The sequence below is a fragment of the Chryseobacterium sp. Bi04 genome (assembly GCF_918698085.1).
Classification (GTDB): domain Bacteria; phylum Bacteroidota; class Bacteroidia; order Flavobacteriales; family Weeksellaceae; genus Chryseobacterium.
Genome location: NZ_CAKKLP010000009.1, coordinates 1 through 16,022, shown reverse-complemented (window position 1 = coordinate 16,022; position 16,022 = coordinate 1). Strand labels below are relative to the sequence as shown.

Here is a 16,022-nt window from a genome sequence, read left to right as displayed (position 1 = left end):
AAAAAATGTTAACGGAATGGGGTTTAGTATTATTAACAGAAAATTAATATAATTATTGCGAATGACTGAAAATTAGCTATAATTTAGCGGTTGAAATTATTAATATTTAAATTTTAATCATGAAAAAACTTTATTCGTTAGCTTTATTTTGTTTAACAGGTTTTGCATTTGGTCAAATTAGCTTAACGACACTAAATACTCCTTACGCTCAGAATTTTGATGAATTGGCAAATACGGGAACAGGTTCCCTGGCTTTAACCGGAGGTTTAGCAGGATGGAGCATTCTAGAGACAGGAGCTAATGCAAATTCTACATACGCAGCAGATACAGGAGCATTAAATGCTGGAAATACCTATAGTTATGGATCAGCAGGCAGTACAGACAGAGCATTAGGATCCGTGGCGAGCAGTAACTTATTATCAAGATGGGGTGCTCAGTTTAAAAATGATACAGGAAATCAAATTACAGATCTTCAAATATCGTATACTGGTGAAGAATGGAGAATGGGACAGCTGAACAGAGGGAGTAATGATAAAATTATATTTGAATACAGCACGGATGCTACGTCATTGACTACAGGAACATGGACTGCTGTTTCAGCTTTAACCTATGAAACCACTAACGCTACAGGAACTGCAGGACCGAGAGACGGGAATGCTGCAAGCTATAGAACGGCACTTAGTTCAACAATTACGGCGCTAAATATTCCTGTAGGACAGACATTTTGGATCCGGTTTGTTGATTTTAATGCTGATCAGTCTGATGACGGTCTTGCTATAGATGACTTTTCCTTAACACCTCAGGGAGGAACCTTGGCAACAGGAGAAAATAGAATTTCAAGCAAATCTTTTGTTAAAAATACTTCAGTTGAAAATGAAATTTACTTCGGAGTGCAATCAGAAGTTAAAATTTTCAATGTAAGTGGACAATTGATCAAAACAGCTTCAGTAAATGAAAATGGAAGTTTAAATGTGACCGAACTTCAAAAAGGTATTTATTTTGTAACAGGAATTGTAAACGGTAAAAACGTTTCTGAGAAGGTTATTAAAAGATAATTTTAACTAATTGTTAAATATACACCATCACTTTAGTAGAGTGATGGTTTTTTTGTACTTTTAAGCTATAAATTTAAATCATCATACAATGAAAAAAATCTTTACTATTTTGGGAATAGCTTCTGCTATTGGTTTTATGAATGCGCAAACTACCGTTTTGACGGAAGATTTTAGTTTTACAGGAGCTCTTAACGCAAATGGATGGGTTACTCACAGTGGAGCAACTCCGGGACAATTGACATCTAACGGAACTGCTGCTAATCTTGTGGCAGGAAATTCAGAAGATGTAAATAAAGCATTTTCATCTTTGTATACTATTAGTGCAACTGCCGTTAGCAAAGCCGAATATTCTGCTACAATTAATGTAGCCAGTGCAGCGGGTCTAAGTACATCTGGAGATTATTTTTTAATGTTTACAATTACTTCAGGTGCTAGTCCGGGAAATAATTTTAATGCAAGACTTTATGCTAAAGGAACTGCATCAGGATATTCTTTAGGCGTATTGAATAACGGTGCGGGAGCTGTAACACCTACTTATGGAACTGAAATTCCTTATGGGACACCTGCCAATATTACAGTAACTTATATTATTGATAATACAGTAACTCCTGGTACAAATACAGCGACTTTACAAATCAATTCACAGCCATTACTTACAAACAGTACAGGAACAGGAGGTGCTTCTGCAACAATTGGTGGGGTAGCTATCAGACAGGGTGGAAGTGCTACTTCAGGAACTGGGAATATCTCCATTGACAATCTGGTGGCAAAGGTATATTCTCCAACATTAGCCGTTTCAGAATTTAAAAATGGAAAATCAGGAAACTTTGTAAAGAATTCTTTCGTTAAAAATGAAGAAATTATTTTTGGAGCTGATGTAAAAGATGTAAAAGTTTTCAATATGTACGGACAAGTTGTGAAAACAGCTTCTGTAAAACAAAACGGAACTGTAAACGTAGCTGAACTTACAAAAGGAAACTATATTGTAACCGGTACAGTAAACAATCAGCCGGTATCTCAAAAGATTTTGAAAGACTAAAAACTAAGCTTTTAGATAAAATATAGATCCGTTATTTCAATGAAATAGCGGATTTTTTATCTAAAGTTTTGATTTGCGGTTGACCATTTATTCCAATACTACCTCTTCTGTCTCGAATACGGTTTCTTATATAAAGAATAACAATTTTTTTGTAAATTGAAGTTCTCTACAATAGAGAAAAGTTGAAAAATATTAAGTGAAAGATGGAAAATGACCTTAACTATATTTACGAAAAATGGCACCTGTATGCCAAAAACAGACAAACCCAGGAGCTGATTAATCTGTATGCCGAAGATGCTGTTTTTGAAAGCCCGCTTGTACCCAGAATTCTGGATACAAAATCGGGGATTTTAAAAGGTAAAAATGAAATTCTGCGGTTTTTGGAAGAAGGTACAAAAAGGCGCCCAAATGAATTGGTAAGATGGTATAGGAATGGAGATTCTTATATGGCTAAAGAAACATTAATCTGGGAATATCCGAGGGAAACTCCCGATGGTGATCAAATTGATATTTTGGAATTAATGAAAATTAAAGACGGCAAAATTACAAATCACCGTATTTACTGGGGCTGGTTCGGTACAGAAACATTAATAAAATCAGCACTCAAAAAGAACGAATGATAATGTCATTATAATGGGTATATATTTATACTGGAGAAATAGTAATAAAATCTGAAATCAATTTCATTAGCCCATAGTTCCACTGTGAATAATGTATTCCCCTCATTAAGTTTCAGACTCTTCCTATTGCCAAAAAATAATAATCAAAATCATTTTAACAGTAGTATTTTTGGTATATCCCTAAACATGTTGCTTTAGATATTTACCAATTCCATGGTATTATTTTTGATATTTTTATATTAACCTGTCGCTAAAATTAAACATCTATGAAAAAAATATTTACTATTGTTGGATCTGTACTGTTTGCTGTATTTACAAATGCTCAAATCGTTATCAATGAGATCTATGGAGGAAATGAAAATTCCGGAGCTGTATTAAAAAATAATTATATTATTTTAAAAAATATAGGAAATGTTCCCGTTTCTTTATCGGGAGCTACTATTCAGTATGCACCGGCAGTAGGGGCATTTAATCAATATCATGCATTACCTGACATTACCCTGAATCCGGAGCAAACCTATTTGATTCAGGAGGCTGAGATTGGCGGTGGTACCATCAATTTACCAACTCCGGATTATATTGCGACAACGGTAATTAATTTTGATGCAACTCCTAATAAATCAAAGGGAATACATATTTCAGGGGTTTCCGGAAAAATTGCATTGGCATCTGATAATGTACAGGTTCCCGGACCGGTATCATCCAATGTGCTGGATTTTGTAGGATATGGTTCCAATGCAGATCAGTTTATGGGTGACGGACCGGCTCCCTCTCCAACAATAACAACGGGGATCAAAAGAATAATGGGTACAAGCAATGATAATCTGGTTGATTTCTCCCTTGAAGGTACTGCAAAGTCTGGTTTTGTACAAAATCCATTTATAAAAGGAAATGAGATTGTTTTCGGAACTGAAATTACCGATGTTAAAGTGTATGATACCTTCAGGCGCGTTGTGAAAAAAGCACCTACAAAAACTGTCTTAGCTCTCGATATTGCAGAATTGCCTAAAGGGACTTATTTCGTAACAGGGACAATTAATAATGTTCCTATTTCCCAGAAAATTGTAAGAGATTAATTTTTATAGAGAAGGGCTACCTTAAAGTAAGATAGCCTTTTATTTTTAAATATCCGGTTTAGAATATAACCATTGTTTTATCTGTTTCCTATTTATTAATACCAGCCTCTTCTGGCAGCATTAATAATGGTCCCCAGATTGAGAACAAGGGTGTATCTTATACGTTTTGCGTAATCCTTGAATGAAGGCTCAAAGCCAAGTGAAGATTGTATAGGGAAATAAATTTCAAGGAAATCCGGAATAATTCTTACTTTAATACCGCTGTCCCATATAAACTTGGTAGGATGGTTTTGATTTTTATAGATCCCCGCATCAGCATATACATGAAATATTTTCCATACACTGGAATCTACATTAAAGGAAGTGATCCATTTGTTAACGGAGCCCGGTATAAATGATTTAAACCCTCCATCAGCTAAAATAAATTGCTGCGAAAGAAGGCCGCTGTTAGCACTCTCACCCAAAAGGCTGTAAGAGAACGCATAATTTGAAACTCTTGAAATTCCGTAATTAAATAAATTATTTCGGGTATCATTTCTTACGAAATACCCAGCGAATAAACGTAAGCTCAGTTTTTGTTTCGGGGCAAATTCCCACCTGTAAAAGGCTTCAGCAGTAACTTTGTTGAAATCTTCCATTCCTTGTGTGCTCAGGCTGAAACTCTTTTCATGAATCATCTGATTATCACTGTAACCATACCCTAAGCTCCACAGATTATATTTTTTGTAATCATTATTAGCAATCATAACAGGGCTGAGATCCCTGTCGAAATAATTATAAGACATTCCAATACTTCTGCTTATCGTACTCCGGGGATCTTTCCTGAAGCTGATATTGGAAAGTACCGATGCCTTTCGGTAAGCCAATCCGTAATCATAGTGGAAATAAGATCCTGAAACCCCAAAGGTAAGGCTTCGAATAATACTTTCAGCAGGCAGAAAAGAATAGGAGACTGCTCCGGAACCGGTGAGTTTTCCTGTTCCTGAACTGTACATTGGCGTGAATGAATACAAAAATTTCTGATCAAAGAATGATTGATTTTTAAGATTGATTCCTAAAAGAAATTTATCATAAGCATTATTAAAGCGTACTCTCGGACTGATATAGATCTCATTGTATTCAGGATCAGGAATGTCTTTGATGAGCTTAAGCTTTATTTTTTTAGCATTCGAAAATATACCTTTTGCATACAGAAAATTATCCCTGTAATTTGATTCCGGAAAGCTATAGCCTGTATTTAATGTGACTTTATAAATATTATCTGACGCTGGAAGAAGTAATTCATTATTATTCTTATTTTCTTCTGTTTCTATCCAATATGCTTTTTTTTCTCCTTCCCGTGTTTGGGTTTCAAGTTTTACCGGAATAGAGGCATCTGTATTTTTTGTGATTTTGATATGTAGAGAATCATTCTCTTTTCGTATGTTTTTCAGTTTAAAATTAACCCTGTTTTTCTGCTTAAGGAAATTGGTGAGATATCCCGAAGCTTTATCTTTTTCGCTAAGGCCTTTCAGAAATTCTTCAGGCTTTATTTTTTTTCCGGAATTTTGTGAAATATAATTTTTTATGATACCATTGAAGGTGTCATTTCCCATTTTATCAGCAGAATAATCAAATAGGCTTCCTGTTTCAAAACTGCTGACAGCCATGTCATTAAAGTTACTTAGTGAAGAAAAATTGTCGTCAATCTTTTGATCCAGATTTTGCAGCATGATATATTGGTAAGCTAAGCCATAACGATCCAGAAGCTTTACTTTTGATGCATGAAATATTTTTAAAGGCTTAATTCCGAATAACTTGGTCTCCGGAAGAGCCCCTAAAAGTTTGGTGTCTTTATAGAATTTTTTCAGATACTGAATTTCAAGATAAGATTTTAAGCCATTTTTAAACCAGTGATCTTTCTCTTTATCAGCAATGATATTTTCATCAAGAATTTTTTTGGTTATGATTCCAAAATAATCAAGGTCAGTTTTTTCAGCATCTGTAAATAACTGGAATTTGAATTTCCAGAATCTGATATCATTATTTCCGAAGAAATCTTCCTTAGCCCTGAATTTATCAGAAATGAAAAGGTTTTGCGGGACAAAACCAATTTTATCTTTAAGGAATTTCAACTGTAAGGGTAGGAGGAATTCCAGGTTTTGTTTTTCTTCAGGTTTCAGATTGTACCCAAATTTAATATCAGAACTGAAGCCGTCAACATCAACCTTAATAGAAGGATAGCTGTTGGTGGAAATTATAAATTCCGGGTCAGAATCCAGGTATCCTTTAAAAGAATTCATCTGAACCTGAGGAAGGTTACTTTCGATAAAACTATTGACAGGAATATCAAAATTGACGGTCCAGAAAGTATTAAAACTTACAGATTCTTCAATATCACGGTATTCTTTTTTAGAAATATTGTCCGGATCAAATTGATCCGGAACAATAAAGAAATATTTTAAGGCTGTATTCTGGCCGGCTGTTCCATATCCTGTAAATGTTTTATCAGGAAGCTGTATCCGGTACTGTAATTTTAACGTAACGGCTTCGCCGGGTTGTAAAGCATCTTTCAGAGGAAGAAATAAATTTTCATCCGAAAGAGTATTTATAGCAATAGGCTGGTTTTCTGAATTTTTAATACTCAGTTCCAGAAGCTTACCCAACTGCTCAGGCTTTGCAAAGTGCAAATCATTGTTTCTGTCTTCCAGTTTCCTGTAGACTAATGCGGTTCCACGTTTATGATAGGCGGAAATCCAGTTCAGGAGTTTTACGGTTTGAAGCTGCTTGTCGGAGTGATTGTAATAAACAATTTCCTGATTGACTTCAAGCGTTTTTCTGTCAGCAGATAACTTTGCTTCAATATATATACTGTCTTTCTGTGCAGAAACCTGTACAACTCCTAAAAACAAAATAAGGCAAAACGTGATCTTTTTCAAATATAAGTGATAAAGTACCAAATATAACTTATTTTGTAAATACTTTATAGGATTTTTAACCCTGAGTTGCCTTTTTTTCCAAAGAATTAATATAGGCATTCCAACCCTCAGTTTTATAAGTTAGCGCTGAAGCTTCCGGATTGTCTGATTTATAAATTCCTCTTCCTACGATGATGAAATCTGTATGTAAGGTTTTAAAAACGTGTTCGGGAGTATTGTACTGCTGGCCTTTACCATCGCCTGAATCAGCTAAATTCACTCCAGGGGTAAACAATAAAAGGTCTTCAGGAATTTTATTCTGGGATACACCACCGATTACATTAGGATGGGATAAAGCTACTTTTAAAGCATCTTCACGATAGCTGGCAGTAGTTAAGGCTCCTTTAGAAGACATCCCTACAATGGCTACCACTCCTACATTTTTAAAGCAATCCAATGATTCAAATCCACCGATAACCTGTGAGGTTACAAAATCTGCCCAATCTGTAATTTTGAAAACTCCACTGGTGAACTGAAGCTCCTGGGTATTTCCAATATCTGCAAACTTTCTGTCTTCCATTAATAAAAACTGATGTTTTTCAGCAATAGTTTTTAGTGGGCGAATTGTTTTTTCATAGTCAAAATCTGAGATGATATCGATATGTGTTTTCAAAGCAATGATATGGGGGCCTACTTTTTCAGCTAAATCCAACAGTTCCTGTGTTGTAGTAACATCTGCGGAAGCAATAAGGTTAGATTTCTTTGACAAAGCGGTTTCTAATAATTTCTTTGAAACAGAATGTTGGGCACTGTTCAGTTTTTGCTCATAAGAGGCTCTGATTTCTTCTTCAAACTGGATATGATTACCCTGTAGAAAGTCCTGAATTCTTTTTACTTCTTCATCAGATAATTCTCCTGTTTCCTGAAGAATAACACATACCTCTGAAATGTTGAAAAGAGTATGAACTCTGTAACCTTTGCTTTCCAAAAGCTGCTTTCCTCCCTGTTCTCTATCTAAAACCACAACAATATCTGAAACTTTCAGATCTTCCTGCTCTATTTCAGGAATCGTTTCCAATAAAGATTTTCCTGAAGTGATAACATCTTCCACTAAAAGACAGTTTTGGCCTTTCTGATAAATACCTTCAATCAGCTTTTTAGTACCGTAGCTTTTAGCTTCTTTTCTTTTAATAATTAATGGAATGTAACTTTCCAAAGACATTGCAGTAGCCATCGGAAGTGCAGCATAAGGAACTCCGCAGATAAGATCAAAATTATCTAATGGAAGCATTTCCAATAAATAATTGGCCAGATTTTTTAAAATTTTCGGATCTGAAGCTAAAGGTCTTAAGTCTACATAAAATGGACTTTCAATACCACTTTTTAAGGTAAACCTTCCAAATTTGATGATCCCTAGCTTGTAACACTCTAAGAAGAATTCTTTTTTACTTTCCATTATTTTTTATTAGATATTGCAAATTTAAGGATTTGAAATAAGGCTTAAAAATTTATCACCTATTTGTAAATAAAAAACCACCCTGAAGGATGGTTTTAAAGACTATAATAAATTATTATTTTATAATTTCAGCATCAATAACTTTGGCCCCGCTGTATTTTTGCTCGGCTTCCCAAAGTAAAAACTTATCAACTTCTTTGATGAGCTTGGGTATCGTTAACGATAATACTGCCAGGTCATCCATTACTCCAAGTACCGGTATGGCAAACTCAGGAAGAAGATCGATAGGGGAGATGATATATAAAATTCCCAGTAGAGGAAGAATGATATCTATGGATTTCATTGGATATGCTCCTTTTCTCCACATTTTTACCATTCTGAATATGTCGGGAATCTTTCTCACAAAACCTTTGTGATTGATAGCTTCTTTAGCAATGTTTAACTTTGAATATTTCATTTTGTGTTTGGTTTTAAATAAGTTTTTCAACGCTGTTAATTTCGCAAATCTTATACCAACAAATTATAAAATTTAGTTAAAAGTAATTATTTAATAATATTGTCAATGAACTGATGCACAGTCTCTGTATTCCAATCTCTGTAAGCATCCTCTTTTATAATAATCCTCCCTGTTTTATCTAAAAGGAAAGTAGTAGGGAATACTTTTGGAAGAATTTTTTCAGAAATAGGACTTTGAGCAATATACACCGGAACAGTATAATTATTTTCTTTCAAAAATTTTCTTACATCCTCTTCCTTATCATTCATGGCAATAAGGACGAAATCAACATTGTCTTTTCTGGAATCATATAATTTCTGAATAGTAGGCCATTCTTTTCTGCACGGTGGACACCATGTTCCCCAGAAGTTCAGAAAAACAGCTTTATTTTTAAAGTTTTTAAGATTGGTGCTTGGAGCGTTGATCCCTTTAAGGTCGATATCATAATCTTCCTCACTTATATGTACAGCATTTTCAATAGTAGCAATAGGAAAGAACTGATCTTTCATGAAATTTCTTATTCCCGGCACAAAAGCAATGATGGCAATAATGACGATGAGTACAATATAAATAATGTTCTTTTTCATTTACTGTTTTTTACTGTTAATAAGTATCAGACGTATTTTTATAATAAATCTAAAATTTCCTGAACAGAATCTTTACCTCTGTTTCTTGCATAATAAATCTGCAGGTCATTGTAAAAACTGTCTTTTGGATATCCTTCAGGATCAGCTTTATGTTTCATAAGCAGCTCATATCCATATTTCGGACGTGGGCCCCATGAATTTTTCACATTAAAATCTTTATCCAGGATAATTACTTTAGGAATAGACTCTGTTCCATTGGTTAAAAACTGATTGATCAGACTTTTATCACTGTCTCTCAGGAAAACTTTGACTTCATTATGGTCTTCAAAGAACTTGAAAAGGGCGGGTACGGTAGCGCTTGCATCCCCACACCAAGCTTCAGAAATAATTAAAATCTTTCCGTCAAATTTTTTAGCCGCTAATTCCTTCAATTGCTCTTCATCCGGAACATACTTCTTGAGTGTTCTGTCCATTCTCTGAAGTCCCAGTTCGTAATATTGTTTGTAGTCCGCTTCCTGTTGGTTAGCTGGATTTTCTAATCTTTGTTTTGCAATTTGAAGGTATTCTTCAAATGAAATTCCTTTATCCCAGTAATTTTTCATTACCAAAAAATTATATTTAAAAATTATTGATATTTCTTGTTTTGTTGATCAAAAACAGATCAGCCAATACAAATGCAGCCAGAGCTTCTACTACAGGAACTGCTCTTGGAACCACACATGGATCATGACGCCCTTTTCCTTCTACAATAACAGGGTTTCCTTCTTTATCTATACTGTCCTGAGGCCTTAAAATAGTAGCTACAGGTTTGAATGCTACACGGAAATAAATATCCATTCCATTGGAAATTCCTCCCTGAATACCTCCTGAAAGATTAGATTTTGTGGTGAAATCTGTATTGAAGGCATCATTATGCTCCTTTCCGGTCATTTTTGCACCACAGAATCCACTGCCATATTCAAAACCTTTACATGCATTAATATTCAGCATTGCTTTTGCCAGTTCTGCCTGAAGTTTTGAAAATATAGGTTCACCAATTCCTACAGGAACATTTTTAATAACGCAGGTAATGGTTCCACCGATGGTATTGCCTTCTTTTTTGATTTCTTTAATTTTTGAAATCATTTTTTCAGCAGTTTCCGCATCCGGACAACGTACATCATTGCTTTCAGTTTTAGAAAAATCCAATGCCTGATATGGCTTTTCACAGAAGATATCTCCTACGGAAGAAACGTAAGCATTTATTTCAAGTTTCGGTAGAAGCTGTTTGGCAAATGCACCTGCAACTACCCAGTTCATGGTTTCTCTTGCTGAAGATTTCCCACCCCCACGATAGTCCCTAAACCCAAATTTCTGGTCATAAGTGAAATCTGCATGACTCGGACGATATGCACCCGCAATATGGTCATAATCTTTTGATTTCTGATTTTCGTTTTCAATGATAAAACCGATTGGGGTACCTGTTGTTTTTCCGTCAAAAATTCCTGAAAGAAACTTTACGGTGTCACTTTCTTTTCTTTGGGTAACGATAGCAGACTGCCCCGGTTTTCTCCGGTTCAGCTCATACTGAACTTTTTCGAGATCTACCGTTAAACCTGCTGGAAAATTATTGATGATACCGCCATAAGCCACTCCGTGACTTTCTCCAAATGTTGTAAGACTAAGAAGATTACCTAATGTATTGAACATAGTACAAAATTACCTTTTTTTCTCCAGATAATAAAGTTTCAGTATTTGTTCTATTTATCAGTGTTTTTGATAGTATTAATAACATCTTCGGCTTCTATTTTCTCTTTTGAAATCATTTTTTTCCAGATAAAGCCTTTCCTGATGTCGTTTTTGTCGGAAAGCTGGGGAAATATTCCTGCTTTACCGTCATCAAAAATAAAACTTGTTGATATGGCGGGAAGGGGAGTGTCAAAATTAAAAGGATAATTTTTCGAAACATTGAATTTTAAATTGCCCACCTCATAGGTATTGTATTGATGATATTCATAGGTTGATGGTCTGTAAAATTGTTTTTTTTCAAATCCGGCGATAAAATTTCCGGGTCTAAAACTTGGAAGATGTTCCTGAATGAAGTTTGGAAAGGACAAAATAAAAATAAATAATATACTTAATGTTGAGAAAACGGTGACTGATTTCCGTTTGTCAAAATAGTCATAAAAAAATATGAAAAATATCACAAAGAATACATCAATGAAAAAACGGTACTGAGCGGAAAAAGCAAGTACAAGTATACTTTTTATGAGTAATGAAATACAAATTAAAGTGACCAGCTTTCTTTTTTTGATCCAGGCAAATGCTGAAAAAGTAATCAGGCTTACCATAAACAGGATGTTGATTATGGATTTTATTCCGTCCAGGAAAAACCAGTTTCTGATGTAATCAAAGGTTGAGAATCTCTGAATTTCTTCATAAGAATACTGCATATCATATGTTTTTTGAACAGCATATTGTGAAGAAGTTTTTAAGATTTCAGGATTAGGTTTCCAGGATACTCCCAAATCACCTAAGGCAACGGGAAATACGGGGTAACCGAATGTCCAGATATTTTTTGCGAAAAATAAAAGGAGAATAAAAATTCCAAAAAGCAGTTTTTTAAAATCTGATTTAAAAATAAAAACAGTACGGAGGAATGTCAATAAGGGCAGCCAGATCATGGTAGGCTTTATGGCAAAAATAAAAATGGAAAATGCAAAAAGTAAGGTTGTGTTTCTGTTTCCAGCTATTATTTCATTCAAAATAATTAAAGAAAGTGCAATAACAGGGAGGTCAGGGCTTGGAGATTGTGAAAACAATAATAAAACAGGGAGAAAACACAGATGTATCCATGCTTTTCTTTCCATAATATAAATGGTATAAATAATCAACAAGATCGTATTGATTCTTAAAAAAGGATCTGAGAAATTTGAAAAACCAGCCTGAAAAATATGCCATACAGACATTTGGCCCAATGTAAAATCCAGATTGGAAATTCCTTTTATCAATCCATATTCAGTAAGCCATTGTATGGTTGGAACATAGTATCCGAAATGATCTAATATATAAGGCGAAAATGTACCGGCTAATATTATAATAAATGATATTGTAATCATTAAAAAAATATCCTTTCCTGAGAAATGATATAATTCCAGGTATAATTTATTTCTAAAAAAGAAAAGGAATCCCAATGAGAGGGTACCTATTTCTACATAAATATTTAAGGGGATAAAAAAGGAAAGGAGAGTCCATACTATACTTATTCCTAAAATTCCTGCTAAAGCTTTTGCGGCAATACCAGGAAAGAGAGAGCCCCAGAAAAGGTCCATGATTTTACCTGCACCAATCAGAACCGGAATGATAAAAATAGCAGAAAAAAGAATCAGTATCATAAAAAAAGATTGCTTAAAAATAAGCAATCTTTATATTGTATTGTTAAAAAATATTACCTGCGTGGCTGTACTCTTCCGTCTTTTCTGTCTCCTGATCTCCCTATGGCATATCCGGTAGCTCCACCTACTACACCACCAATTACAGCTCCAAGACCTCTGTTGTTTTTAGAAATAATAGCTCCTGCAGCGGCTCCACCTACAGTACCAATGATGGTTCCTTTAGCGGCTTTACTCATTCCTTTTTTCTTAGTTGTACCTTGTGAAGAACTGCTTCCGTTATCTGCATAATCTCCATTGCTTCCTTCGGAACTGGAATTAGAATTGGAGTTAGAACCAGAGTTTCTATCTCTGTAGACTGTTCTGGTTTCTCTTATAACCTGTGGCTTTGAATTATTTTCAGCTCTTGCTTTTTTGCGTTCTGAAATGCTGTCAGATTTTTTCTGAGCTTCGTAAACCAGCTTTTCCTTTTCAATGGCTAGCTTCTGTTTTTCTATTTCAAGCTGTTTGGCCTGAAACTCAAGTTTTTGTGCTTCCAGAGATTTTTCAGCGATGCTATCATCTTTTTTGCAGGCCGTCATTAAAAAAACGGATAAAAAACCTGCTAATATTACCTTTTTCATAATTCAAATTTTAATAAGCTAGAGTCTAAACAACTTTAGTTTTATTTCTATTTCCAATTATGAAGCCAAATTTCTGTTAAAGGATGTTAAAATTATCAAATAAGGCAGAAGCTATTGTGTAAAATATCATAAATATTGTACGTTAGGTGTGTGTTCAGTATAGTTTTTGCTCTTTGTTTAAAAGGTTTTTTGAGTGTTGGTAATGTTTTTTTTTGTAAGGAGCTAATTGTAAGTTTTAATTAATTAATAGTTTTCTTTAAATTAATCTGAGATGATTAATTTTGAAGAACTAAATTACTTTCAATATGAAAAAAACAACATTTACAGCGCTGGCTTTCATCGGACTGCTAGGTACTGCTGTTTCATGGTCTTCTACTGATAATGTTATGAAGACACAGTCGCAAGCTCGTCCAGAGGTATCAAAGAATGAAACAAAAGAACAGACTTATAAGATACGATATGGTTTGCTTTCTAAAAATGGAACAAAAATTCTTTCCGGAAGTCATGATGTCGGTAGTTTTCTTGCTGAAAATATGACTACGGGTGATGTGTATGACACGTATTATAGCGGAGGCTTTCAGACTTTACCTCAGTATTATGAAGGAATTCCCGCAGGAACTTATACGTTTTCTGCAATGCAGGGACAGGGTGGCTGGACTGGCTATGGATCGGTTGTAGTGACTGTTTCAGATGCTCAGGTAGATGCTGATGGATATATTACAGTATATATTCCAATAACTTGGGAAGAATAATATTGCATAAAACAAAATATTTAGTAAATTTACCAACCTCTAAAAGAAGTATTTTTAATTAATTATTAAGTTAATTGCATTGGTTACTTAATTTATACTTATAATTTCATTCATGATAAAATCAATCATAAAGGTAATTATAGTATAAATAGTAAACATTTTACGATATTCTGTTTGGATTTTTCTGAATAGATTTTTTTCATCATTTGTGTTTTTTAGGCCTCCTGATTGGAGGTCTTTTCTATGTATAATAATGGAGAAATTATTCTTTTAATGAATGTCTACCTTTAAATTAAGGGAGGTACAGGAGTTTTAGATACAATAAGTAATTATTTTATTCCATAAAAAAAACTCCTCAAATGAGGAGTTCTTATTATAAGTGTAGAGTTACCTTTATCTTGTTAAGCAAACGATGAAAAGTACTGGTTTGATAAGCCAGGAGTTGATATATTTCTTCTGAATTGGTATAGGTTTCGGGAACATTCTGGTTATTGATCTTCTTGATTCCTCTTCTTTTCATGGTATCATAAATCACTTTAGCGAAAGATTCTTTTGCTCCCTTCTTACTGCTATGCTGTGAAATTCCATTAGAATGAAGCCGGTAGAGGTATAAAGGTTCTTTGATGTACTTTACATCACCATATTCCAGAATTTTCAGATATAGATCCTGGTCAACAGCACTTCTCAATGTTGGATTAATGCCTGAAGTTTTTAAATACGTTTCTTTTTTAAAGGTAAAAAAATGGGCGAATTGAATAGGGCAATTGAAAAAATATCGGTTATTATAGACTCGTTTGGTACTGGCAAACACCTTATCAGCGATAAGATTGGCATCACACAGCATCATCTGGGAGTAGGTAGCTACAAGATCGTTATTATTTGCAAATTCCTGGATTGTTTTTTCCAATGCTTGCGTATAGATAGCATCATCAGGGTCAAGGTAAGCACATAGCTCTCCCTCGGCATATTTCATGCACTCTCTTTTGGTGAATCCACAGCCCTGATTTACTGTATTGTGATACAGTTTGAAACGGGGATCATCTTTGATAATTGATTGTATAACTTCTACTGAATTATCTGTAGAGGCATCATCAACAATGATGGCTTCCCAATTTTCATAAGTTTGATTGACTAATGAATTATAGCAGTCCCTAAAATACTTTCCATTATTATAGTTGGCTATAAGTATAGAAAATTTTATCACGTTTTTTTGAGTTAATTAATGTGTAAAACTATAAAACTATATTCATGAAAAACATATCTTTGATCATAGTATAGTTGATATATTTTTCTTATTTTATAGGTTTTTAGTTTTGATTTAATATTACAAAATAAAGATTTATTTTATGATCTCAGTCATAAAATAAAAATAAAAAGCAGCATAATTTTGAATAAAGATTAAATATTATTATTTTATTTCTGAATATATAAAATTTTTTTTTCATCATTTGTGTTTTTTAAGGCCTCTTCTGGAGGCTTTTTTTATTTTAAAATAACAGCAGATGAAAAGATAGTACGGAGCTGGTGCAAAGGTTTGGGTAATATAAACTTACATCAATACAATCTCTCTTTGATGCAATATTCTATTTTTATTAAATGAGCCAAGAATGAATAGATTAGAAATCGATTTTGATGAACTAGCTTTTATAACCTAATCAGATGGAGCCAAAAAAAAGAGTCCTTATAAAAATGAACTTCATAAGCCAGAGGATTTAATATTCGTGTTTCTTCTTTTGTTCATTTTAACAATAAGCTTAGTATTTTGTCAATGCCACTATTTACGTGTAATCCCAATAAACATTTTTTAATTAAATTTTATTTTTCATTTTAAAAAAAATATCTTCAAATTAATTTATAATTATCAAGATATTTTGCATTAAATTTACGGATTTAATTTTCAATTTATAATGGTTGGAATTTATGGCTGCTTTTTTTATTTTTTATAATTCAGCTTTTTTATTAGACTTATTATTGAATGATCTTTAATTATATTGATTATTTGATGTTTTCTATTTAGAATAGTTGTAATTAGTGAGATCTTATTTTTAAT

General features: G+C 33.7%; 14 protein-coding genes. 5 read left to right on the top strand and 9 right to left on the bottom strand.

The genetic code is table 11. The features are described 5' to 3' along the window. Positions 1–119 precede the first annotated feature (119 nt). The 4 genes from LQV47_RS14425 to LQV47_RS14410 all read left to right on the top strand — a co-directional run bounded on the left by LQV47_RS14425 (position 120) and on the right by LQV47_RS14410 (position 3,790). Entirely contained in the window at positions 120–1,055 is a 936-nt protein-coding gene (locus LQV47_RS14425) for a T9SS type A sorting domain-containing protein (protein WP_230038031.1), read from the top strand. An 88-nt stretch (positions 1,056–1,143) separates the two neighbouring features. Next, positions 1,144–2,094: a T9SS type A sorting domain-containing protein gene (locus LQV47_RS14420; RefSeq protein WP_230038029.1), complete on the top strand. Its 951-nt coding sequence runs from the start codon at positions 1,144–1,146 to the stop codon at positions 2,092–2,094. A gap of 203 nt (positions 2,095–2,297) precedes the next feature. Further along, positions 2,298–2,714: a nuclear transport factor 2 family protein gene (locus LQV47_RS14415; RefSeq protein ID WP_230038027.1), complete on the top strand. Its 417-nt coding sequence runs from the start codon at positions 2,298–2,300 to the stop codon at positions 2,712–2,714. A 266-nt stretch (positions 2,715–2,980) separates the two neighbouring features. Then, positions 2,981–3,790 carry a T9SS type A sorting domain-containing protein gene (locus LQV47_RS14410; protein ID WP_230038025.1) on the top strand — a complete coding sequence of 270 codons (810 nt, stop codon included), beginning with the start codon at positions 2,981–2,983 and terminating at the stop codon, positions 3,788–3,790. A 95-nt stretch (positions 3,791–3,885) separates the two neighbouring features. On the opposite strand, the gene LQV47_RS14405 is transcribed toward LQV47_RS14410, so the two are convergent. The 8 genes from LQV47_RS14405 to LQV47_RS14370 all read right to left on the bottom strand — a co-directional run bounded on the left by LQV47_RS14405 (position 3,886) and on the right by LQV47_RS14370 (position 13,220). Beyond that, positions 3,886–6,708, bottom strand: coding sequence for an aminopeptidase (locus LQV47_RS14405; RefSeq protein WP_230038023.1), 2,823 nt, complete (start codon positions 6,706–6,708; stop codon positions 3,886–3,888). A 55-nt stretch (positions 6,709–6,763) separates the two neighbouring features. Next, entirely contained in the window at positions 6,764–8,143 is a 1,380-nt protein-coding gene (gene pyrF / locus LQV47_RS14400; protein ID WP_230038021.1) for an orotidine-5'-phosphate decarboxylase, read from the bottom strand. Between the two features lie 115 nt (positions 8,144–8,258). Next, on the bottom strand, positions 8,259–8,600 hold the full coding sequence (locus LQV47_RS14395) for a DUF1232 domain-containing protein (RefSeq protein WP_230038018.1): 342 nt from the start codon (positions 8,598–8,600) through the stop codon (positions 8,259–8,261). 86 nt (positions 8,601–8,686) lie between these two features. Next, entirely contained in the window at positions 8,687–9,226 is a 540-nt protein-coding gene (locus tag LQV47_RS14390; RefSeq protein WP_230038016.1) for a TlpA disulfide reductase family protein, read from the bottom strand. A 38-nt stretch (positions 9,227–9,264) separates the two neighbouring features. Beyond that, a complete protein-coding gene (locus LQV47_RS14385; RefSeq protein WP_230038014.1) occupies positions 9,265–9,828 on the bottom strand; it encodes a thioredoxin family protein in 564 nt (187 codons plus the stop codon). A gap of 16 nt (positions 9,829–9,844) precedes the next feature. Then, a complete protein-coding gene (gene aroC, locus LQV47_RS14380) occupies positions 9,845–10,915 on the bottom strand; it encodes a chorismate synthase (protein ID WP_230038012.1) in 1,071 nt (356 codons plus the stop codon). A 50-nt stretch (positions 10,916–10,965) separates the two neighbouring features. Then, on the bottom strand, positions 10,966–12,600 hold the full coding sequence (locus tag LQV47_RS14375; protein ID WP_230038010.1) for a hypothetical protein: 1,635 nt from the start codon (positions 12,598–12,600) through the stop codon (positions 10,966–10,968). Between the two features lie 53 nt (positions 12,601–12,653). After that, positions 12,654–13,220 carry a YMGG-like glycine zipper-containing protein gene (locus tag LQV47_RS14370; protein ID WP_230038008.1) on the bottom strand — a complete coding sequence of 189 codons (567 nt, stop codon included), beginning with the start codon at positions 13,218–13,220 and terminating at the stop codon, positions 12,654–12,656. Positions 13,221–13,525: 305 nt separating this feature from the next. On the opposite strand from LQV47_RS14370, the gene LQV47_RS14365 reads away from it, so the two are divergent. After that, on the top strand, positions 13,526–13,972 hold the full coding sequence (locus LQV47_RS14365) for a hypothetical protein (RefSeq protein ID WP_230038006.1): 447 nt from the start codon (positions 13,526–13,528) through the stop codon (positions 13,970–13,972). 373 nt (positions 13,973–14,345) lie between these two features. Here the strand turns inward: LQV47_RS14365 and LQV47_RS14360 are convergent, their stop codons facing one another. Beyond that, the gene (locus LQV47_RS14360; protein WP_230038004.1) at positions 14,346–15,176 is read right to left on the bottom strand and encodes a glycosyltransferase; all 831 of its coding nucleotides are present in this window, start codon (positions 15,174–15,176) and stop codon (positions 14,346–14,348) included. Positions 15,177–16,022 lie beyond the last annotated feature (846 nt).